The sequence below is a fragment of the Photobacterium lutimaris genome, assembly GCF_003025555.1.
Lineage (GTDB): Bacteria > Pseudomonadota > Gammaproteobacteria > Enterobacterales > Vibrionaceae > Photobacterium > Photobacterium lutimaris.
This window is the reverse complement of record NZ_PYMH01000001.1, coordinates 286525-308922: the sequence shown is the minus strand read 5'-3', so window position 1 is coordinate 308922 and position 22398 is coordinate 286525. Positions and strand designations below refer to the sequence as shown.

The 22398-nt window shown below is 46.7% G+C and carries 21 protein-coding genes; 8 read left to right on the top strand and 13 right to left on the bottom strand.

The window, feature by feature from the left end; genetic code table 11:
• Positions 1-69: 69 nt before the first annotated feature.
• Positions 70-1176, top strand: coding sequence for a hypothetical protein (locus C9I99_RS01105; RefSeq protein WP_243734268.1), 1107 nt, complete (start codon positions 70-72; stop codon positions 1174-1176).
• A 56-nt stretch (positions 1177-1232) separates the two neighbouring features.
• Here C9I99_RS01105 and C9I99_RS01100 read toward each other — a convergent pair whose 3' ends face one another.
• Positions 1233-3002, bottom strand: coding sequence for a bifunctional lysophospholipid acyltransferase family protein/GNAT family N-acetyltransferase (locus C9I99_RS01100; protein ID WP_107347003.1), 1770 nt, complete (start codon positions 3000-3002; stop codon positions 1233-1235).
• A gap of 222 nt (positions 3003-3224) precedes the next feature.
• On the opposite strand from C9I99_RS01100, the gene C9I99_RS01095 reads away from it, so the two are divergent.
• The 3 genes from C9I99_RS01095 to C9I99_RS01085 all read left to right on the top strand — a co-directional run bounded on the left by C9I99_RS01095 (position 3225) and on the right by C9I99_RS01085 (position 5711).
• Entirely contained in the window at positions 3225-3701 is a 477-nt protein-coding gene (locus tag C9I99_RS01095) for a CreA family protein (RefSeq protein ID WP_107347002.1), read from the top strand.
• 256 nt (positions 3702-3957) lie between these two features.
• A complete protein-coding gene (locus tag C9I99_RS01090; RefSeq protein ID WP_107347001.1) occupies positions 3958-4785 on the top strand; it encodes a hypothetical protein in 828 nt (275 codons plus the stop codon).
• Positions 4786-5078: 293 nt separating this feature from the next.
• The gene (locus C9I99_RS01085; protein ID WP_107347000.1) at positions 5079-5711 is read left to right on the top strand and encodes a heme-binding beta-barrel domain-containing protein; all 633 of its coding nucleotides are present in this window, start codon (positions 5079-5081) and stop codon (positions 5709-5711) included.
• A 59-nt stretch (positions 5712-5770) separates the two neighbouring features.
• On the opposite strand, the gene C9I99_RS01080 is transcribed toward C9I99_RS01085, so the two are convergent.
• From C9I99_RS01080 to C9I99_RS01060, 5 genes are all read right to left on the bottom strand, one after another.
• Positions 5771-6937, bottom strand: coding sequence for an ABC transporter permease (locus C9I99_RS01080; protein WP_107346999.1), 1167 nt, complete (start codon positions 6935-6937; stop codon positions 5771-5773).
• On the bottom strand, positions 6934-8079 hold the full coding sequence (locus tag C9I99_RS01075; protein WP_107346998.1) for an ABC transporter permease: 1146 nt from the start codon (positions 8077-8079) through the stop codon (positions 6934-6936). Before C9I99_RS01075 ends, C9I99_RS01080 begins: the two co-directional genes overlap by 4 nt.
• Positions 8076-9065 carry an HlyD family secretion protein gene (locus C9I99_RS01070; RefSeq protein ID WP_107346997.1) on the bottom strand — a complete coding sequence of 330 codons (990 nt, stop codon included), beginning with the start codon at positions 9063-9065 and terminating at the stop codon, positions 8076-8078. Before C9I99_RS01070 ends, C9I99_RS01075 begins: the two co-directional genes overlap by 4 nt.
• Entirely contained in the window at positions 9062-10516 is a 1455-nt protein-coding gene (locus tag C9I99_RS01065; protein ID WP_107346996.1) for a TolC family protein, read from the bottom strand. The genes C9I99_RS01070 and C9I99_RS01065 overlap by 4 nt, the downstream gene beginning before the upstream one ends.
• A gap of 272 nt (positions 10517-10788) precedes the next feature.
• A complete protein-coding gene (locus C9I99_RS01060) occupies positions 10789-12147 on the bottom strand; it encodes a class-II fumarase/aspartase family protein (protein WP_107347810.1) in 1359 nt (452 codons plus the stop codon).
• 251 nt (positions 12148-12398) lie between these two features.
• Here C9I99_RS01060 and C9I99_RS01055 point away from each other — a divergent pair, with 251 nt between their 5' ends.
• The gene (locus tag C9I99_RS01055; RefSeq protein ID WP_107346995.1) at positions 12399-12806 is read left to right on the top strand and encodes a hypothetical protein; all 408 of its coding nucleotides are present in this window, start codon (positions 12399-12401) and stop codon (positions 12804-12806) included.
• Between the two features lie 72 nt (positions 12807-12878).
• Positions 12879-14051, top strand: coding sequence for a cation:proton antiporter (locus C9I99_RS01050; RefSeq protein ID WP_107346994.1), 1173 nt, complete (start codon positions 12879-12881; stop codon positions 14049-14051).
• 31 nt (positions 14052-14082) lie between these two features.
• Here the strand turns inward: C9I99_RS01050 and C9I99_RS01045 are convergent, their stop codons facing one another.
• From C9I99_RS01045 to C9I99_RS01035, 3 genes are all read right to left on the bottom strand, one after another.
• Complete coding sequence (locus tag C9I99_RS01045; RefSeq protein ID WP_107346993.1) at positions 14083-14793, bottom strand: hypothetical protein; 711 nt, start codon at positions 14791-14793, stop codon at positions 14083-14085.
• Positions 14794-15058: 265 nt separating this feature from the next.
• Positions 15059-16282, bottom strand: coding sequence for an HlyD family secretion protein (locus C9I99_RS01040; RefSeq protein WP_107346992.1), 1224 nt, complete (start codon positions 16280-16282; stop codon positions 15059-15061).
• A complete protein-coding gene (locus tag C9I99_RS01035) occupies positions 16275-16625 on the bottom strand; it encodes an MFS transporter (protein WP_107346991.1) in 351 nt (116 codons plus the stop codon). The genes C9I99_RS01040 and C9I99_RS01035 overlap by 8 nt, the downstream gene beginning before the upstream one ends.
• A 242-nt stretch (positions 16626-16867) precedes the next feature.
• Between C9I99_RS01035 and C9I99_RS01030 the strand changes: the two genes are divergently transcribed.
• Complete coding sequence (locus tag C9I99_RS01030) at positions 16868-17872, top strand: AraC family transcriptional regulator (RefSeq protein WP_243734267.1); 1005 nt, start codon at positions 16868-16870, stop codon at positions 17870-17872.
• 16 nt (positions 17873-17888) lie between these two features.
• Here the strand turns inward: C9I99_RS01030 and C9I99_RS01025 are convergent, their stop codons facing one another.
• From C9I99_RS01025 to C9I99_RS01010, 4 genes are all read right to left on the bottom strand, one after another.
• A complete protein-coding gene (locus C9I99_RS01025) occupies positions 17889-18353 on the bottom strand; it encodes a hypothetical protein (protein ID WP_107346989.1) in 465 nt (154 codons plus the stop codon).
• 176 nt (positions 18354-18529) lie between these two features.
• Positions 18530-19039: a porin family protein gene (locus C9I99_RS01020; RefSeq protein ID WP_107346988.1), complete on the bottom strand. Its 510-nt coding sequence runs from the start codon at positions 19037-19039 to the stop codon at positions 18530-18532.
• A gap of 334 nt (positions 19040-19373) precedes the next feature.
• The gene (locus tag C9I99_RS01015) at positions 19374-19850 is read right to left on the bottom strand and encodes a porin family protein (RefSeq protein ID WP_107346987.1); all 477 of its coding nucleotides are present in this window, start codon (positions 19848-19850) and stop codon (positions 19374-19376) included.
• 94 nt (positions 19851-19944) lie between these two features.
• On the bottom strand, positions 19945-20865 hold the full coding sequence (locus tag C9I99_RS01010) for an AraC family transcriptional regulator (protein ID WP_107346986.1): 921 nt from the start codon (positions 20863-20865) through the stop codon (positions 19945-19947).
• A 242-nt stretch (positions 20866-21107) separates the two neighbouring features.
• Between C9I99_RS01010 and C9I99_RS01005 the strand changes: the two genes are divergently transcribed.
• A complete protein-coding gene (locus C9I99_RS01005) occupies positions 21108-22259 on the top strand; it encodes an iron-containing alcohol dehydrogenase (protein ID WP_107346985.1) in 1152 nt (383 codons plus the stop codon).
• Positions 22260-22398 lie beyond the last annotated feature (139 nt).

Below are 22398 nucleotides of genomic sequence, written 5' to 3'. Positions count from 1 at the left end.
TTGCCGGTTTCTCTCTTTCCGCGCAGCTATTTGGCTGCGCGGTGTTTTGCATGAACCCAATTATGTCTAATGATGAAAATTAATAAGCGACAAGCCAAAACCCTCAATGAGGCAATAACTCAGTGGGAGAAAGATGAGCAGATCAACGCTGATACGGCTAAATCACTGCGCAGGAGTTATCAAGTAGTAGGCTTTGACTGGAAATTACTGGCGGTCTACTCATTTTGGATTGCCATTACCTGCTTCATTATCTCCATTGGTATATTACTGGCAGATGACTACCTCATGGCTTTATTGGCCACCTTGATTGATACACCCGCCAGTGTCCTGTCCGTCATCAGCGCTATTTTAGCGGCCGTGTCATTTACCTTTGGCATTAAACGCCGACATCGCTACCCCGAGAAGTACTTTAGCAATGAAGCCATGTATTTCTTTGGCGTATTATGGACAGCGGTATCCGTTGGGTTCTTGAGAGAAACCGCATGGTTCAGCGACGTCCATGACGCTATCTATTTACTGATTCTAACTGTGGTATACGGTGTCGTCGGACTCCGCTTATCCAGCATGCTGGTTTGGATCTTCGCCCTGCTGAGTTTTGCTGGATGGGGATTAGAACAGACGAGTTATTTTGCCGAGCCATCTGGCTATTTCTTGGGCCTTAATATGGCATGGCGACTTGTCGTGATCGGCTTGCTGGTGCTGGCTACCGCATGGTGGTTCGGCCGTAAACAGTCCGCAGCAACAAAAGCAATTGGCGTTCAGGCAAAGACATTATCGCTTGTTAATAAATTTGCCTATCTGCAAGATCCTACACGGTTCATTGGATTGTTTTACCTGATGCTCGCGCTATGGCTGGTTTCATTGTTTGGTAACCACACCAGTGCATCGGCCTGGTCGAAGGTGTCGCAAGTCTCTTTTTTGCCTTGGGCTATACTATCTGGCTTGGTATGTATCGGTTTGCTTTACCACGGTATCAAACATGCCGATAAGCTAACCCGTAGCTTTGGTATCACCTTCTTGTTGATCAACCTCTACACCCGTTACTTCGAGTATTTCTGGGACGCAATGCATAAAACGGTTTTCTTCGCCATACTGGCACTAAGCTTCTGGCTGATAGGCACCAAAGCTGAAAAGTTATGGCAGCTAAGCCATATTAAAGAAAATGAAGACGCATAATTGGAAACGTAGCGGGGGAAAGGCAACATTTCCCCCAGCCTATAGCGTAAGTAACACTATTGACTTGATTCACACTGCGCAAAATAAGCGTGCACTTCAGACTTGCCCATATACTTGCCCAGCGTTTTAGCAGGCACTCCACGTAAATCCACCACGATCAGGCCATCAAGTGCATCATTAAAATCACTGTCGACGTTGAAGCACACCAACTTACCATTCAGCCCCAAATACTGCCTCAGCAACACGGGAACGCCTTTACCTCCCTCGAGACGGGATATCACCTTGGATAGCAGCTGAATGTCTGCCAACGACGACAGCATCTCGGTTTGCCAGAATAACGGGACGGTCTGCACCAGAGGGTTACTCGCAGAGACCAATTCGGCACTTTTCATATCATAGTGATGCACAGCCATACTCTCGGCCAATAAGTGCCGCGCTTCTGGGCTGTAATCATTGCTGATACTCACAGGTCCGAACAAATGAGTGTAGCGTGGATGGCGATAGACAAACGTCGCTATACCTTTCCAAAGCAGCATCAAGGCACTAAGGCTCTTTTGATAGTCAGCAGCAATGACCGAACGTCCCAACTCTATCGCATTTCCCTGCTGGTGAATAAACCGCTCGTCGTAGTTGAACAAAGTACGAGAATACAAGCCACCCACCCCTTCCGAAGCCAAGATCCTGTCCACCAAACCCAACCGGTAGGCTCCAACCAAACATTGCCGGTCACGATCCCAGACAAATAGATGATGGTAATACTGATCAAATCCATCAATATCCGTCGCTTTTCCTGTCCCTTCCCCGACCGCACGAAAGTTAATCTCCCGCAGCCTGCCCAGCTCGGCCATGACTGAAGGGATACGCGGACCCGACGCACAATAAACGTCAAATGAACCAGATGAAAGCAGGTGCTCACCCTCATTAAGCTGGCTGATTTCTTGACACAGTATCGCGGGCGAAACGGGTGAAACAATAGGTTCGGCGTCAATATCAATCGTTGAGATCTTCGGCCTTTTTAAGCTCTTCAGCTGACTCCCCAGTAAATAAGTATTGAGTCTTAAATAATTCACCAGCTGCTTGCTGTCCTCGAACCCTTTGATCTCTTTGTAGCTAATTGCTTCACCAATCGCGAGGTCGATTTGCCGGTCACGCTTATTGAGCAGCTCACGCCCCAGCATCAATGTTCTTAGCAACGGGTGGATCCTGCCTGCCATATAAAACTTTCGGCTATTCTTGCCATCAATATAGACAGGGACCGTTGTCGCCTTACTTTTGCTGATCAAACGGCTAACTGAATGACTCCACTCCTTATCAGTAATACTGCGTGTTTTGCGATTGTATGCCGATACTTCCCCAGCCGGAAACATCAGCAGTAAACCACCATTGGCAAGGTGCCTTTGAGCTTCTCGCAGCGCTTTGATATTGGCCTTTACCGCTTGCGGTCCGTCAAATACATCCACCCCGATGAACAGCTCATCTAATTCAGGCAGCGTTTTCAGGTAATGATTCGCCAATACTTTAATATCTTTGCGCACCGACCTTATCAACTCCGCCAGTATGACGCCTTCCACGCAGCCCAATGGATGGTTAGCCACAACAACAGTCGCCCCAATAGCCGGGAATTGGGCAAGCGATCCTTGCTGAATCGAGTATTGAATTCCTAGCGTATCCAAGGCGTAGCGGAGAAAAGCCCCCATATCACCACCAACAGGGCGAGCCGCGTAGAACTGGTTCAGTTTCTTTAGCCCTGTTGCCCACTCAGTAACATGCTCCCCCACACCGAATGGCGTTTTACGAGGCAGCCGAAAAGGACTTGTCACATCCATGCTTTTTTCCTGTCTATTCATTCAACAAGTGAATGAAAATTATGAAACAGGCAGATGACCGAACCGTGGCACTTTTACGGCAAAAAAATGAGCGAATTACGACGATATGATGAAGCACAAACCCGCATGTTGCGATTAGAATAATGACGGCTATCTATTATCGGAATTAGAAATTAGCGTCAAGTTGCTGCTATCATGGTAAAAAATGATGGAGAAATAATAATGAAATCCAAATTACTGCTGGCTGGACTGCTTGCTGCTTCTACGATGTTAAGCGGTTGCTCTGGAGACGAAGTCGGAGATGTCTCGCTGGGTATGTTCACCATGAAGGACATAAAAATCGGCCATTTAAAAGATGATGTCGTGACAGGTGTCACTTGTCATATCGCCTCTGTCGAAGCTAATTTAAGCCTTGCCGATCCAAGTGACAGCTCTATTTCCTGCCGTCAAACAGGTGATATTACCCCTGAAATGATCGCTCAAATTGACAAGTCAAAATCGGGTGAAGTGGTCTTTAAAAAGTCGAAGAGTATCTTCTTCAAAACGATGAAGGTAAGACGGATCTATGATGCTGATAGCCAAACTCTGCTCTACTTGTCTTACACGACTAAAGAAACTGAGGGAAGTTTCAAACATAGCCTTTCAACTGTTCCATTATGGGGCACCAAGGCTTATCAAGCGCCCACTGCAGTAGAATAAATTAGTATAGTATTGAGGGATGAAATGGTGTTATTTCATCCTTCGCTCAACCTTTTATCATTCAGTCAAAATACACTCAATTCCTGCTCCTGCGCTTATTGATTTGTGAAGTCCACCTAGTGCTTACCGCTGCTATTTTGCAAAGTTTCGAGGCACTTCATGAAAATAAAACCGTAATAAACACCAAGCAGTTAAATGCATTTTAGCGGCTGCTAGTATTGATATTTAGATAAGGGTATCAACAAAAGGGACTTAGATGAATACATTATCAAAAGGCTTAATTGCTTCATTACCTGTCTTATTCATTACTGCCTGTGGCGGCGGTGGAGGAGGAAGCGAAGGGACTAACGACAACACGGCAAACGCTGGCAGTGTCATTAGTCTTCCTGCAACAACCCAAAACTCAGAAGCAAGCAGCGGCCACAATACCAGTCAATTGAATTTCAATACGAACATCACTGTCGACAGCAGTGATCACTCGGTTTACGGTACGACCAAAATATACAATTATAGCAACCCGCAGAAAGGGTTATTCATTGATCACAAGGATAAAATTGAGCTCTTCGCTGATGGTAAAAAGGTCACACTAACTGAAGATTTTTCAATTAATTTTGGCACCAGTTACAGTTATACCCTGCCCAATAATGCCAGCAGTTATGAATTTAGATATACCAGAAACGATGAATTTGTCTCAGAGGGAAGCCTAGACTCACTGCCACAAACTTTTGGTGCTTCGGGCACAGTAAATGGTGAAGAGGTTTCAATCACTCTTGATAAGAGCGCCAACCACACCTATGAATATATTTTAGAAAGCCTCATATGCAAATATAATGTTGATGATATAACGGCACTCGCAAAACATATCGACTCTCGCGATGGTGAAGGGATGCTCACTGACGATTACCACAAAAATATCGCATTGCTTTTCGACACAAATATTGACGATTTGAAAACAGAGTTTAGCACCTGTTCCGTTGAAGTCTTTTTCTCATCGAAATCAGAAAGTATTAACACAGATCTATCTAGCAAAAATATTTCAATATTTGCCACTTCTACTCAAATAATCGAAGTCGAATTATTCTAGCAACAGACCAAACTATAAAGCCATCTCTCGCTTGGATGGCTTTTACTAACACTCAAGTATTATTCCCCTCTACCCATTCCTATCGACTTTAACCTCACAAAATATTTCGCCATACGTCAAAATGTAAGGAATCATTCCTGCAGCATTCCTTTATTACATATGAGAGCGCAGAATATTATCTACAAAAACAATAATTAACACAGATCAATAATTAGCCAGCATTAATTCATGTAAAGTAACCGCCATAACAAGAATGAATTCATCTCAAATAAAAAATCAAAAGGAAGCTCAAAATGAAAAACACAATTATTGCTCTTGGCGTATCGGCGGCTTTATCTCTACCCGCTTTTGCTGATGATAATCAAAACACAGTTATCGATGGTATGGACTTCGGTCCACTCGCCCAGTTGGTCGGGACCTGGATTTCTGCCGATGCTGGCGGTGTCGATATTGCACCAGCCCAGAAAGACTTAAATGTACTAGCTGGTTCACCCGCCGTCACACCTTTCTATGAAACCATTACCTTTGAAGTGGCTGCAGATGCCACTAATGCCAGTGAGCAGTACCTTGTTGCACTGTATTACAAGCAGGAAGTTTTCCGTAAAACGGATGATTCGAAATTCCACGATCAGCGTGGCTACTTTGTCTATGATAAAGCTAACCAAAAAGTGTATAACTCATTTTGTGTACCAAGGAACACCTGTGTTACCGCCGAAGGTGCGGCTGGTGATCAAATGACGCTGGTAGCATCTGACCGTGGAATCGCTGAATCAAACTTCATGACAGAAAACGCGAAAACCACAGACTTCACGATGAGCATTCATATCGATAATGACAAGCTAACTTATTCGCAAACCACACTATTGGATATTTATGGTCAGTCTGTTTCTCACACTGACTCAAGTATTTTGGTTAAAGTCGAGTAGTAGGAAAATCCCCCCTATCAAATAAAGAGTGCGACTAAAAATAGTCGCACTCTTTTGACTTACCGTTCAATCGCCAGCTTATTTTTGCGTTTAACTTTTAGCATTAGCCTTGCTGCAATAACACCATAAACAACGGCTTGTAACCATAGTTGCCCCCACAAGGACAGCACTTGGTCAAAGTCAGCCCCCATTTGATTAATGCGCAAAAAAGCATTAATCGCCGGTGTTGATGGCGCAAATTGCGCGAGCCATGTTATCGGTGCCGGGATCATTTCAACGGGCCAAATAAACCCTGTCGAAAAAACCAACGGCAGCGAACTCAACAAGACCACCACCGTTGCCAACTCTCGCCTTGGGATTAACTGGCCCAGAATCATCCCCAAAAAGATCACGGCCAACAAAAATGGCATAGTGATCATAGCCAAGTCCATGATCGACGCTAATCGGCTGATATGGTAATAGCTGAAACTGAACCCAAAGTAATACATCACTAAAGGTAAGTAGATAAGGGTAAACACTATGCCACGGACAAGCACCACCCGCCTGGCTGGATAATGCAGCCAGTAGCCACTTTGACCCGCCCGCAGGTACTCATTTTGTCCGCCACCCAGCAAACCTACTGCAATCAACAGTGTCTGGTGAAGGATCAATACAAAGACGGCCGGTACCACATAGTTCACGTAACCCATTGTCGGGTTGAACACCGGCTGGGCATTGAGCTTAATCGCCGTGTAATGCTCAGCAGCCAGTGTCAGATCGCTACCCGCCATTACCATACGGGTTATTTTTACCGTTGCCCCCAACGTCCCCGCAGCGGTTGCTATCCCTTCTGCAATAGTGCCATACACTAGAAAATATGCGGCATCACCACCATAGGCCAAGGTTGGACTTTTACCGAGCAAGACGTCTCGCTGAAAGTCCTTTGGGATCACCAACAGTCCTTGGGCTGCACCTTGATTCACCAACGTTTTGGCCGCGTCAATCGACTCTGCCCGCGCGGTGATCATCACCTGCGGCGTCGCATCAACCATGCGCTCGAGTTTGCGCCCTAATTCCGACTGATCCAAATTGACCACCACAATATGCTGTTCTCGCGGCAGCTGGTTGGTATAGGGCAACGGATAGAGGAACGAGTAAATCAGTACCCCGCCAAACACAGTGAACAAAATCGATGGGTTGGTGAAAATGGCCTTGAGTTCAAACTTAAACAATGAACGCCAACTCATATGCCCCCCTCATGCTTTGTGCTTAATACGTTTACTCGCCAAGTCGCCAGCACCCAGGTGCTCAGAAAAGCCAACAGGCACAGCAGTTGCGGCATTGCTTGTAGAGCGGTCATTCCATGGTTTACTTGATGTAACTGGACATCCAAATAATGGCTCGCTGGCAGCATAGCCCGCCATGCCAACGCAAAGGTAGGCATATCTGTTGCGGGGAAGGTCACCCCCACAAAGGCAAAAGCCGGGGCGGTAAAGCCAGCAGCCAAACTCATGGCTTTGGTCGCATCAAGGGTAAACAAATAGAACAGGCAGGCCACACCTTGGCATGCCAGCACCATTAGCAACTGGGCCAATAACAGAATCCACCACTGCCCATGCATTGGCCAACCCAGTACCCCATACAGAGCCACAAGGAAAATAAGCCCTTGGATCAAGAACAGCAGGGTATAGGGGATGATCTTACCCATTAAGTGGCTGTTGGGCGTTGTCCCCAACCAAGCGTTAAGTCCTCCACTTCGCTGCTCTGCCGACAAAGCCATAATCGTGGTGATCACTATCGCGATTTGCCAAATAGCCGGAATCGTGGCCGACACCAAAAATTGGCCATAATGGCTATTGGTATTATACAGCGGCGTGATCTGGTTTGTGACCGGAACAGCCAGTCCTAGAGCTTGCTGGGGAACTCGGCTCCCAGAAACCATATTTCTCATGGTATCGATTTGTGCGTTCAGGGTGCCCTGAGCCTGCAAAACCGCAGAGTTCACCAATTTTCCAATCAGCACAAACTGGCTGTTATAAAACACAGTCGCCGTCGGTGATTTCCCCAACTTAGTGTCTTGCTCCAAATTGGTTGGTATCACCACCAGCGCATAAATATCTCCGCCTCGGAGAGCGTGGCTCCCCTCTGCCACCGAGGTATAGGCTTTGGAGACCGCCAGAGTTGGATTAGCATCGTAATAACGTATCAGCTGTCGCGATACTTGGCTGTGGTCCAAGTCGACCACACCTATCGGTAAGTCTCTGGCGATACCTGCTGAGAAGATCCCCCAAATGATTGCGAACAGCATCAAGGGCAGCCATGTTGTCATTGACAACAGCCAGCGCTCATTGCGGATCAGTCGCCATTCACGAGCGAGTTGAATCATCATTCGCTTACAATCACACTCATACCGACACGAAGTCCTGCCACCGGTTCTGTTGGGTGGGCTTCTACCTCAAACGTACGCATATCAAAACCCTGCGCCGCATCTGTTGTACGCCATGTGGCAAAATCACCCATCACAGCAACATGTGTCACCTTGAAGGTGTATGCCTGCTCACCCAGCGCCGGTACTCTTGCTGTAAACTCGGTGCCTTGTTGGTAGTGTTTAAGGTTATCCTCGCGAACATTGAACACCGCCCAGGCATCGTCCATATCCACAACGCTCACGACGGGGAAACCTTGAGGTGCTAGCTCACCTTCATGCAAAAGCACTTGGCTTACTTCACCATCAAACCAACTGGCGATCTGAGTATCGGCCGCATAAGCTTCGACTTCAGCCACCGCCCCCGCAGCCATACGGACTTTTTCCGCTGCAGCACGCTTGGTTTCTACCCGCGCCCCTTCTTTAGCCATGGTGTACATCTGATAGGCAGCTTGCTCGGTGTAACGTGCTGCTTGCCATTGGGTATAGGCTTCATCGCGTTTTTGCTCTGCCATCACCCCTTCTTTGTAAAGGTTATCCACCCGGTGATACGTTTTTTGCCTTAAGGTCGCGGCGGCTTTGGCTTTCTGCCATTGGTCTTGCGCTGCAGCGATTTCCTGCTCCCTAGCACCGGCTTGTGCCTGCTGTGACATCGCATCGGCAGCCTGCTCGCCGGCACGGGCCTGCTCAAGCTTGGCATCAATTTCCGGGCTCGATAGCGTGAAAATCAAATCCCCTTTCGCCACCTTATCGCCCTTGCGTACCAGCACTTGAGCGATACGACCCGGTACCTTGGAAGAAATGTTGTAATGCTGGGCTTCAATTTGGCCCTGCATACGAATAGGCGCTGGTTGATAGGCTAACCAAAACTGATAGCCCAGCCATCCAACCACAGCGGTAACTGACACAGCAGCAGCGAACACCTTCGCACTTGATTTGCCGTTTCTCATGACTGAACCTCTAACCCTTGATATTGCTGATATTGTTTAAAATTATTGATTTCACTGCTGACTGCCAACAAGCGAGCCAAAGAGATAACATATTGATAAGCAGCAGCGGCTCGCTGCGTTTTCACGCTGGCCAGATACAGTTCAGCGTCAACAACGTCCAATGACGTAGACAGACCTTGGCTAAAGGCTTTTTCGCGCAAACTGACATTTTCTTTGGCAAGCTCCAAGCTTGATGCTAACCCGTTATATTCTTCTAAAGACTGCATCGCCTCTCGGTAGGTTTTCTCGACCAGTACCGTGAGATCTTGCTCGGCTTGTGCTCGAAGGTAGTTCACTTGGGTGACGGCACTGTGTGCCGCTTTCACTTTGCCTGAGCGGCCAGAGCTGTCGAGAAGTGGAATATTCACCCCTACGCCAATCGCCCAATCCGGCGCCGTTTTGGCTGCAAGCGTATCGTCTTCATGGAGGTTGTAGTTACCGTAAAGGTACACTTCTGGGTAATATTTACCCTTTTCTGCCGCCATCAAACCCTGAGCTTGTTTCTTCTTGGCATCCAGAAGTTGCAAGCCCGGATAGCCCGCTAATGTCTTATCGATAAACGCAGACATGGGAGGAAGCGACGGGTTCACAAACAGTGAAGAGCTCGGCACAGCAGGCGCCTCTACTTTCAACAGTTTAGTCAATGCAACTTGGGCAATTTCCATATCTCGCTGGGCTTTCTGGCGATCGACCCGTGCTTTATCGTAAGAGGCTTGCGCCTGTAGGCGCTCAACTTTAGCGATTTGACCTTGCTGCTCTAATTTTTGCGCGCGCTCAAAGTGCTGTTTCAGCCCGTTTTCAACCTCGATACGCGTGTCCAGAACCTGCTGGGTCAAGGCAACACCAAAATAGAACTTGGAGAGATCCTCAAAGGTTGCCTGCTGCTTCATGGCAAGCAATTGGGTTGCTTCTTCAGTTTGGCCTTTCGCTATATCCTGCGCCGCGGTGATACGTCCACCGGTAAAAATCGGCCATACAGCTCGAATCGAGCTGGTGAACACCTCCCGCTTAGTCAGCTGGGATGTAAAAAGCTGGTCGATAAGTGGCAAAGTAGGGACAACACCACCTATGGGCATACTATCTATTAAATCGGAAGGTTTAATTTCTACCGGCTTATCGAGCCGGGTGTACTTCGCCGTTGCGCTGATGGAGGGTAGATACAAATCCCGCGCGGCATCTTGCATGTTTTGGCGGCGCTCAATGTTGGCACGCTCAGCAGCAAGGCCATCATTTTGGCTAACCACAACCTGCCAAGCATCGAGGAAACTGACCAGATGTTGAGCCGAAGGTGCAGTCTCGGTACTAAAGGAAGCGCCATGTGGGTTATTAACAATAATGTTATTGGCACCTGCAGATGCCGGTATAACCACCATCGCCCAGCAGGTGAGCACAGCAGCTGGCGTTAATTTCATTGTGAAAATACCTATATGCCTGTTATTTGGCTTGATGTGCTAATTTTAGAGTAATAACTCTAAAAATCAATAACTGTGGTGTACATCACGCAAATTGAAGCTCGGGAAAATGAGCGATATGTAAATAACCTAGCTGGCTAGTAATATGCGTCAGTGAAAAGTCTTATGCCATAAACAATAAGGGTAGAGTGTTGCCTTGATATGGCAAATAAAAGCGAGTGTAAGCACACTCGCTCTGAGGAGGATTAGAGGTCAGATTCGCGCAACGCAAACTAACTCAGCAGTTGTCGATATTGCGCAACTGTCTCGTCGATAAGTGCATCATTGCAACCGAGGTAAAGCTGCGGGTTGCAAGCGTCATCAATCTCGTCTGGCGACAAAATAGCTGAAACCTCACCGTCCAGCTTAAGTACATCTGCCAGGCTGCCGGTATCATGCGCGTTAGCAATGGCCGCTTTGACTTTGCTATATCCTTCACCTCGGCCGACTTTATCGGCCACTTTCATCATCACCGCTTCCGACATGATAAAGTTGCGGGAGGCCTCGAAGTTGTCACGCATCCGCGGCTTGTTGACAACAAGGTTGGCTACCAGCCGCTGGGCCCGCTCTAATGCCGTGGAGACCGCCAATGACGACTCCGGCACCAGACTCCAGTTCAATACCCGCATTGAGGCAGAACGCACATCATGCTGATCCATCAGGTTCGGCGCACTGCTGGCGTACATCCAGCCCATACGTGACAGGGTTTGGATCATATTGGCTGCACGCGGGTTGGCTTTGTGCGGCATGGTACTCGAACCTCCTCCTGATTCGCCTTCTCGCACTTCAGCCATGGGGGCTCGTCCCATGGTTTCGGTATCGTTGGCGATTCGGCACAGGGTACCGTGCACCAATGCAAAGAACTGGATCAACTCGGCAATGTTATCCAAACTGGCATTCCCCAAACCTTTCGGCTCTGTCAGGCCAAGTTCAGCAAATAGCCCCTTACGGACAGCCAGTCCCTGTGGGCCAATGGATGACAAATTCCCCACCGCCCCGCCGTACATGCCGGTAGTTGCCCTAGGGTACAGATTATCAAGGCGCACAATGTGGCGAGTTATTTCCTGAAGATAACTACTTACCTGCAACCCCCACGTTGTCGGTAGGGCATCCATCGAATTGGTTCGCGCGACCATCACGGTGTGCTTATGGGCAATAGCCATTTTTTCAAGTTGATTGCCCAAGCTAACTAGCTGAGTGCGCACCAAGTCCAGCGTTTGTTTTACCCGCATTGCCAAGCTGGTATCAAGCAAATCCTGGGTGGTACAGCCCCAATGCAGGTATTTCTTAACGTGATCATCGCCCTGCTCTGTCAATTGATCAACCAAAGGTTTGATCGCCATACCAACGGTTTGGGTATCTTGCGCCAAGCGAGGCCAATCGATATTGCTGGCATTACAGACCGCCTCTATAGACACAACGGCTTGCTGTGGGATGAGCCCCTGTATGGCCTGAACTCTGGCTATTGTGATTTCAAAGGTTAGCCAAGATTGGATAAGGTTATCGTCAGACCATATCCCCTTCATTTCATGTTGGGTAAATAGTGGAGAGTATAGGGTTGAGTCGAAAACTGAGACATTTGAACCGGGCATATCCATCATCCTAAGCGCCAATAAATATAATTAGAAGAACTGTCAGTAATCCTCCCATCATTGGGATTGCTGAGAGCTTAACAAACAACTAGGTGCACGATAACCGACCACATTTACACCAGAAAAATACGGTTTAACCAAACTCTGACAGGGCTGCCTGTTCAATCCACACCAACATATATAGAGTGAGTGCAAGTTACACAATACCCATTAAAATCATTAAATTACATGCAAGCATTAAGGTGTTTTCAATGAGAAGTTTATTACTTTTATTTACCCTGATTCTTACTTTCAGCCAACCAGCCTTCGCCAAAGACTGGGAGCATTTAACCGAGCGCCGTGTTACCTACAAGGAGGATACCGACCGGGTAAATATCAACCGGCATAATCGCGATATCCGGCAAGTGCGCCTCAAGTCAAAGCAAGGCATTATTAATATGGAATCGATCTCGTTGCACTTTCGTGACGGCAGTCAAATAGTCACCGATGACTTGGGTATTCTTCTCAAGGGCAAAACCAGTCGCGCCATATCCGTCCCCCGCCACCAGGCCCGCAACCTAAGACAGATTACCTTCAGGTACAAAAGTGTCGGCAATACAAAAACAGACCTGGCCGGAATAACCAAACGTGGCATTGTCGAGATACAGACCAAACGCTAGGCGCATCATAACAACTTAGGCCAAACTTATGTGACACCATTTTGCAAGGGTTCCTTATTGGGGTTTAATGGGATGCCAATTGATTTAGCACCGTTCATCTTTGAACTATGCGCGATTATTATCAGTGCTGCGATCCTCGGTACGCTTTTTTTATACGCTAGCCAGCCGATCATCTTGGCCTATATTGCAGCCGGTATTATCATTGGCCCCTATGGTCTTAACCTAGTCCCCCATCCCGAACACATCACTCAGTTTGGTAATATTGGCGTTATTTTGCTGCTATTTCTTATCGGTTTGAACTTACAGCCCAACAAGTTACTCAACTTATTCAAAGAGAGTGCCATTATCACCCTTGGCACCTGTGCTTTCTTTTTTACCGCCGCTCTTCTTTTTTCCTTAGCCATTCAACTATCGCTCCTAGATGCCGTGATCTGTGCGGCTGCACTGATGTTTTCCAGCACTGTCATTGGCTTAAAACTGATCCCCACAACAACGCTTCACCACCAACGTATGGGGGAAGTAATCACCAGTATTTTACTGGTACAAGACATCATCGCGATCACTGTGATCATCTTTCTCAATATGGACGGTGGCAATGCCATATTGATCGGTTTCCTGCTGATGCTGGGTAAGTTTGTCGCAATATGCACTCTCGCGTTTATCGGTGTACGCTACATTATATTGCCTCTTTTCCAGCGATTTGACGTCATTCAGGAGTACAGCTTCCTCACCACCTTGGCGTGGTGTTTCTTCTGGGCTGAACTCAGTCATCAGATGGGGTTATCTTATGAAAGCGGGGCGTTTATCGCAGGGATCTCGATTGCCACCAGTCGGGTGTCACAGGCCATCTCAGTCCACTTAAAACCACTGCGTGAATTCTTTCTGATCTTATTTTTCTTCGCCATTGGTGCAAGAATGGACTTCAGTGATTGGAATACCTATACCTTCTTTGGTCTGGCGTTTGGCGGTTTACTGGTTGTTATCAAGTATTGGGGATTCTCCATTGCCCTAAAGATCGCCAAAGAAAAGCCCACGATGCAACATGAGCTAAGTGCAAGGCTCAGTCAAGCCAGTGAGTTTTCCTTTCTCGTTGCCTACGCAGCTATGAGCAGTGGGCTATTATCGGTCGAAGCAACCCTATTTATTCAAATGGCGACGATTACGACTTTTATCATCTCGACCTATTGGGTGGTAAACCGCTTCCCGACACCTATATCGACGATCAACAAACTGCGGAAGGATTAACGCCCTATCACTCGACCTTGCGCCACAGGCACTAGCCCGCAAATGGTTGGCTTGCCTGCAGCAGGATTTCATCACTGCTCACCCTTATGTGCACCATGGTTAAGCGTTCAAACCCACGCTGAGCCGTCTTGTCGTTCAACAAACTGTCGACACTCTTAATTCCGGCCTTGAGAGCTCTTTTGAAACTACGGTGATCGAGAAGGATAAATTCTCGCGGAACAGAGAAATCAGCGTGGTTGGCTAAGGTAAACAATTGGTCATCAAGTGTTTGCCTGTCCAATAGCTTAAGTCCTGATAGTACATCCAAAGTTTCATTACCAACGGTAACTTGGGTGAATACGTAATTCAGGCGACGCAGACCAGACAGCACGGCACTGTAGTTGGACGGTGACATCTCAAGGGTATACGCCACTTTACCCACAGCACCGTCAGCCATAAACGCGGTCAGCATCCCCCCTTCAGTATGAAATAAGTTCGCTTCATCAAAACAAAAGGCGACTCCCTCTTGCTCACTTTCTTCTGCTACATCCGCTTGATAGAGGGCTGAACAGTCAAAGGCATCAGGGAGTGAGCGGACATAGTCTGCTGAGTCACCAAACTCAAACTCTTGTTGCAGAGCCGCCGTACTGGCAACAGGATAAAACAGCGCTGTCATGACACTGAAGACAAGCAAGTAAGATGATCGCTTGGGACAGGAAAGCGCTCGAGGATAGATTTGAGTTATCGGGAATACAAAAGGCATGATCAACACTCCATGTAATCCACGATTATATATCAAGTTATAGGATTTAGGAGGCAGAGCTTGGTTTGGTTTGGTTTGGTTAGAAATACTGGGATGATAAGCAAAAAAAAAGCTGCAATTCCTTAGCCTAGCAGAATTGCAGCCAACTACGGTCAGCATTGTCGTAGTAAAAGTGGGATAACTCAGCTTCGGAGAACCTTGTTATCCCAGAGCGGTACTCGGTAGAGAACTCGTCGGGTATTTCTTTTTGAGCTCCCGGTTTGTCTTACATCGACCAGATAAAGAATATCTGGGACTTCATGCGAATAATAATGCCGCGAATCACATCTAAAAATGCCAAGAAACTAATCGGCTTCTCTGCACTGATCCACGCTAGGCCTACGGAGCCAACAGGGATGTCATAGTCGCCGGGCTCCGTCAATTTCAAGCGAACAAAGTGGTGTTTGTTCAGTGCATTCTGGCCAGTGGTTTGACGAACATTGTCATCTCTTGCCAGCAAGCTGCCCTGAGATTCGCCCGTAGCTTCAATAATGCCTTCAACTTCAGCACTAAAAACCTTCCCCGGATAGACCGGTGAGGCGAACTCAGCCTGTTGTCCGACTTTTACATTGCGGATCGCCTGATGGTTTACTCGCATCAAGACATACTTCTCGTCGGTATACATCTGAATCCGCGGCATGACGCCAACATATTGGCCTTCACGCATAATGTAGTTGGTCAGATACCCATCGGCAGGCGCGTATACCCGCGTATTGTCCAAATTCCACTGCGCTTGGGCGACATCTTCTTTCTTGTTAGCAACATCCACTTTACGGCTTTCAACAGACAATTCAGACTTTTCAACATCCAGCTGGGCACGTTGGGCTGACACCCTCGCTTTATCCAACTGCGACTTGAGGGTCACTTGCCTAGCCCGAGCGACATCAACGGCCGTTTGTTGCTCATCCATTTGTGTTTCGGTAATGGTGTGCTTAACCACCCTATCTTGCTCTTGATAACGGCGTAGTGTCGTTTCTTTCCACTCCAAATCTTCCCTGGCCGCTTCAATCTCATTCTCTGCGATCTCAATGTCTTTCATCGCTGCATGGTGATTTTGCCTAGCAATGAGTACATCTTCATGTGAAATCGACAGCGCGACCTTTGCCGAGTCCAGCAGTGTTTCCGCCTTCTTGAGCGCGATCTGGTATTGTTCGTCATCCAAGGTGTAAACCAGCTGGCCTTTTTTCACCTTTTCATTCGGACGAACCAAAATCTCGTCGACATGGCCTTTAATGTTGGTCGACCCCGGACGCAGCTGAATGTGTGGCGATTGCACAAGTGAGCCACCGGACATATCCATCGGAGCGAAGGTGATCAAACCAATCCAGACAAATACCAACCACCCCAAACCGCCAAGATAGGAAAACATTTTTGTGAATTTATTCCATGGCATCCCCACTAATCGCAGCAGGTAGATAAAGAGTGACCATACCGCCAAACCCTCAAGCATTTTCAGCCTCCTCTTTACTCATGATCACCGGCTCAGATCCTGAGGGCACCTCTTTCTCCCTCCAGATATTACGAATATGGCGAAGCGCTTGCTCCCCATCGACGAAAGCGATAATTACGGCCACGACCCAAACCCAATGCCAAATAAAACCAATCCAGGTCAGGGCGGTTATCAACCCCAATTGATGGTGCTCACTCTTGTGGGCTTTTTGTATCGGCAATTCATGGATACGCCAAAAACCGAAAGCAGCTGCAGCGATGGATCCAAACAAAATAACGGCGGCGACGACATGCAGCGCGGTATCAACCCCACTGTCGACGAAAGGCATGCTGACGAGACTCATAACAGTTTCCCAATTCACTAACGCATAATCAGTAAGCCAATACACAGCCACACGTCAAAGAACTGGAAGGCATTGGCCATTTTAAAATTTATTGTTGTTAATGAGATTGTGTAAGAAAAAGTGACAAACATCACAACATCGGATAGATTGATTCAATATAAGTACAATATCAACACAATCAGACCACACCAGAGCGAGCAGCAGCGATGCCATTTCCAGACTCTCAATTTCAGGCTGCCTTTGTGCGATCAATCTTTTTCCAACCTTTTGTTCGCGCCTTACAAAAACATTACGGGATCACGTTGAGTGAGTTGGGCGTACCACCAAAGTTGCTCGAAGAGCCTATGACCTTGGTACCCTATTCTGATTTCAACCAATGGCTGGAAGATCTCGAGCACGTGATTGGCAATCGTGCTTATCTCAGTAAGATGGCGAAAGATATTAGCTTTGATAATATGGATAAACTTGGTGGTTGGTTTCTATCCACCCCTGAGTTAGCACTGACTTTCCGACGCATCAATTATGGCACTTCCTGTTTGCAATCAGGAGCAACATTTCACGGTGAATTGTCAGGCAAAATCATCAAGTGGACCTATAACAATCATTTCTCATCAGGAAGAGGCCGCTTTCAAGACAGTGTGCGCATGGCCATCATGTTCACCAATACCCTACGCTACTTTATGGGAGAGAATTACCACCCACTGAGGATAGAGTTAAGTGGACCGCCTTGTGGTAACGGGGAATTCGAGCTGTTTTTTGGCTGTGATATTCGCTGGAATAGTGCCTCTACCCGAGTATGGTTAGATATTTCTATTCTTGAGCATGGCAATAACTTCCCTTTTGAGCTCACACGTCCAATGATGCTATCAAATCTCGAGTTGGATGAATTTCTCAATATGCCTCAGGCCCATGATGTGGCGAAGATGATGTACGAAATGATCAATTACTCCCGCTTCTATGGATACCCCAGCTTGGACTTTGTGGCGGACAAATTCAACTTATCAAGACAGCAACTCCAACGCCGGCTCCACCGATTTGGCTGGAGTTTCAGTTCAATTACCAGTTATGTCTTGTGTAACCAAGCAATAAAATATATGCAGGCCGATCTGAGTGTTAAAGACATTGCCGAAGAACTCGGCTATAAAAGTGTCCAGAGTTTTAGCAAGGCCTTTCAGCGCCAAAGGGGACAAACCCCCACCCAATATAAGGAAAAACTACTGGAACGCAGTCATCGCAGCCCCATATAATTGAACAACAAAAACGCTATGTTTGACGAGAACAATTCAGGGTAAAACGTTCATCGGGAGTGATATGGTGGCGCATCACAAAAGCTGCGCGATTGGTGCTTTCGAACTGGGGTTGAAAGAATATACGGTAGCCTAGCAAGTCTCGCCGGGCATCGCTATTAAATGGATTAACATTGTTTTTATCGACCACAATATCTCGAGTCAAGTTTATCGGCTTCAATACATAATCTAACCCGTTATGAAAGTAGCTATAGTCTACCGCCAACTTAAACTCTAATTGTACTTGATTGTTTTCAGAACGCCTTAGCCACTCTTCTGAGTGAATTGTGCCATCAGACATAAATTGATACGACGTGGTCTCCAACATATTCTCCGGAGTATCAGGTCTTTTACATAACCAAGTACCACCTTCCAATTGGGTCGCGAACGTTGGCGCTGCCAACATGCTACTTAGCATTAACCCTATAATCTGTAGCTTCATCCTTGAATCCTGACTTATATAATTCTAATACAATTAGTTATAGCAGTATCTATGACAACAAGACAGTGAATTTATATTCGCCCGGTGTTGTTGCTCAGCGGTAATTAGAGTACAGAAAAGGGAAAGCAATCGCTTTCCCTTTTGATGTTCGTACTAGCGCTTTATCGAGTAAACGATTAGAAACGGTAGTCAACAGACCAAACAACCTGCTGAGAGTAGTCAATCTTAGTATCGTTTTTGCTGTAGTCCTGATCAAGGTAGCGGTATGTCAAATCCGTTGACCAGTTATCATTGATTTCATACATCGCACCAACCTGGCCGCCCCAAACGAAATCAGTGGAGCTACTGCCGCTGATCTTGCTGTCTGCCACACCCGCTGAAACACCAGCGAATAGATTTACGTTCTGATGTACAGGTACAAGGTAATCATAAGAAGCTAGGAACATGTTTTGTGATGACTTGTCCATGTAACTGTAGGTACCCATAACACGGTGATGGTCATTCATGATTGCACCACCACGCAGCTGGTACGTGGCATCTTCACCATTCTGGGCGTTTGCACCTTTCACGTTGTCTTCTTGATAACCTACACCACCACCGACAAACCATTGTGTATCAGCGGCGAATGCTGGTGAAGCGGCCATTACTGCCAGTACTAACGTCGAAATTGCTGTGATCTTTTTCATGTATTTCTCCTTGGACTCCCAAGCTTCATTATTCATAACTTTTATAATGCGCCGGATAAGTCTTATATAATATCTTCTGCTTGCCAATCACTATACGCCTATTTGCTGAACGGGAACTTAAGATATAAAACATCGTTTTTTATCTTAACTCATGCTGAACAACCAATGTTTTGCTCAATAAGGTTATTAATCCAACTAAATGCAAATTAATCAAAACCATTCTTTTATATTAATTTTCACAAAGCAAAACGTAAGCTGAATAGAAAACAAAATAAACATTAAAAATAAAAAAAGAGGACAATATGTCCTCTTTTCAATATCCATTCAGAATAGATTAAAATTTGTAATCAACAGACCAAACAACCTGCTGGGTATAGTCAACTTCATTACCAATCTTGTCATAGTCTTGATCAAGCAGTCGGTAAGTTAGATCTGTCGACCAATTATTACTGATCTTAAATTGTGCACCCACCTGCCCTCCCCAAACAAAATCCGTTGAGTCTACAGTGATACCGCTAATCTTGTTTTTGAACTCATTGTCAGCAAAACCTGCTGACACACCAGCAAATAGATTGATTTTCTGATGAACTGGGATTAAGTAATCATAAGAGGCAAGGAACATATTTTGTGTTTGCTTTCGCTCACCTAGCAAACCATTAATATCATCGCTAAAGTAGCTGTAAGTACCCATCAAACGGTGCTGTTCGTTAATGACCACACCACCACGTAGTTGATACGTCATATCTTCTGCATTTTTCGATGACTTATTGCCAACAATATCCTGTTTAATCGCATCATTCTGATAACCAATACCGCCACCAACAAACCGAACACAACCTTAAAATAGAAAACACTGTTTTATTTGTAACGTTTCATTTCAGAGGATAAGAAAATACTTAACACGCTTAGAATGTTCCTATATGAGATACCCTGCTTGGTGGCACACCAAAGTAGCGCTTGAATTCGCGGCTGAACTGGGTTGGACTCTCGTAACCCACCTTCAAGGCAGCGACATTTGCCGGCATACCATCTTGCGACATCAGGGTTTTGGCCTTATTCAGTCGGATTTTTTTGATGTACTGTAAAGGCGGATCCGTTACGACTTGCTTGAAGGCTCGATGAAAAGCAGACACGCTCATCCCTGCCATATCGGCCAAATCATTAATCGCCAGCTTCTGGTCGTAGTGCGATTGTACGTGGGTGATCACCCGTGACACCCTCGATAATGCACTATCCTGCTTACAGTATTGTGCGAGTAAATGCCCCTGCTCACTCTTCAGTAAATGAAAATAAAACTCGCGCAGTAATTGCTTGCCTAATACACGGGCATCTAAAGGATCTTTCAAGCAGCCTAACAAACGGCAAATGCAATCTCTGATACCAGGGGTGATTTTCGTCACCGCCACACCACGGCCGTTATCTTGCGTTTTAGGCATTTCACTATGCTGGTGCTGCTCAAGAGCATCAACAAGCTCTTGGATAATGGTCAGGTCAAAATCGATGTCCAACCCGATTAATGGCGCTTGTGGCGAAGCAAATGTTTCACAAGCTATAGGGTAAGGCGTTGCAACAATCAGGCAATGGTCAGTATCATAATCAAACCGGTAATCATTTAGGTGACCAACTTTGCTACCCTGTAGTATCACTACCACACCTTGCTGGTACATTTGTGGTGTCATCTTATGGTAGTGATTAATCCTAAACAGACGAATACCCGGCACTTCCAGATCAACAATACCCGACTCAGCCCCTAAGCCATAATATACACAGAGTTCTTCACCTTTTTGTACGCACGTTTCAGAAACTGATCCTACAGATGACCCCATGACTCTTACCTCGTTATTCTTGTATACCTATTGCTTATCCCTACAGATCAAAGCACAGGTACCCATGAATTACTAGCGCTTAGCGATCCAACACACAACAAGATAGCGGCATTCTCCCTTCGAGTAAAAAAGTAGATTTAGGCAAGTATTAAACAGTTTTGAGCATGACACTTTCTGATTCATTGGCATAGACTGTTGTCATCAAATAGAGAAACAATAACAGCACACACTGGAGATACTTCATGGACAAGTTTACTTACCAGAACCCTACCCGCATTCACTTTGGTGATGGTCAAATCTCAGCCATTACCAATGATATCCCCCAAGATAAAAAAGTCTTGGTGATCTACGGTGGTGGCTCTATCAAGACAAACGGTGTATATGAGCAAGTTAAAGCAGCTTTGAGCGAGCATAACTGGGGTGAATTTGCCGGTGTAGAACCGAACCCACAATACGACACGCTAATGAAAGCAGTAGAAAAAATCAAAGCCGAAGGTTTTGATTACCTGCTTGCCGTTGGTGGTGGCTCGGTGGTCGATGGTACTAAGTTTATCGCAGCAGCCGCGGCTTACCAGGGCGAAGACCCGTGGAACATTTTGGCCCAGCAACACCCTGTCGAAAGCGCCCTACCACTAGGTTGCGTATTGACGCTTCCTGCAACAGGCTCAGAAAGCAATATGGGCGCTGTGGTTTCCCGTGGTAAAGACAAGTTGGCGTTCATGACACCGAAAGTTCAGCCTTTGTTTGCCGTGCTTGATCCGACGACAACGCTAAGCCTGTCTCCCCGCCAGGTCGCCAACGGTGTCGTTGATGCGTATGTCCATGTTATGGAGCAATACCTCACTTTCCCGGCAAATGCTAAAGTGCAAGACCGCTTTGCCGAAGGCCTACTGCTCAATCTCATCGAAGAAGGACCTAAGGCCCTTGCCACGCCTGACGATATTGATGTGCGTGCCAACATTATGTGGACAGCAACCCAAGCGCTGAACGGCTTGATTGGTGTCGGCGTTCCACAAGATTGGACCACTCATATGATTGGTCACGAGCTAACCGGTAACTACGGTATCGACCATGCGCGCACGCTAAGTATTGTTCTGCCTGCCGTTATGAAAGAACGCCGTGAAGACAAAGAAGGTAAATTGCTACAGTACGCAGAGCGCGTATTTGGCATTACTGAAGGGTCTACTGATGAGCGTATCGAACAAGCTATTGCCCGCACCGTCGCTTTCTTCAAGCAAATGGAAGTACCAACCAGCCTGAGCGATGTTGAACTAGGCACTGCAGATATCGACATTCTGGTAACAAGCTTAGAAAAACACGGTATGAAAGCGCTCGGTGAGCGTGGCAGCATCACTATCAGTGACAGCCGTGCCATTTTGGAAGCGGCACTGTAAGATCTAAAGAGAAGGGAGGCTCGATAGCCTCCCTAACGGTCTATCGACTTATCACCATGCGATTATTGCTTTCTGCTCGCTCATGATAAGAGTTGGATGCCAACAAAGATGGGGGGGATAAGTCACGTCCGACCATCTC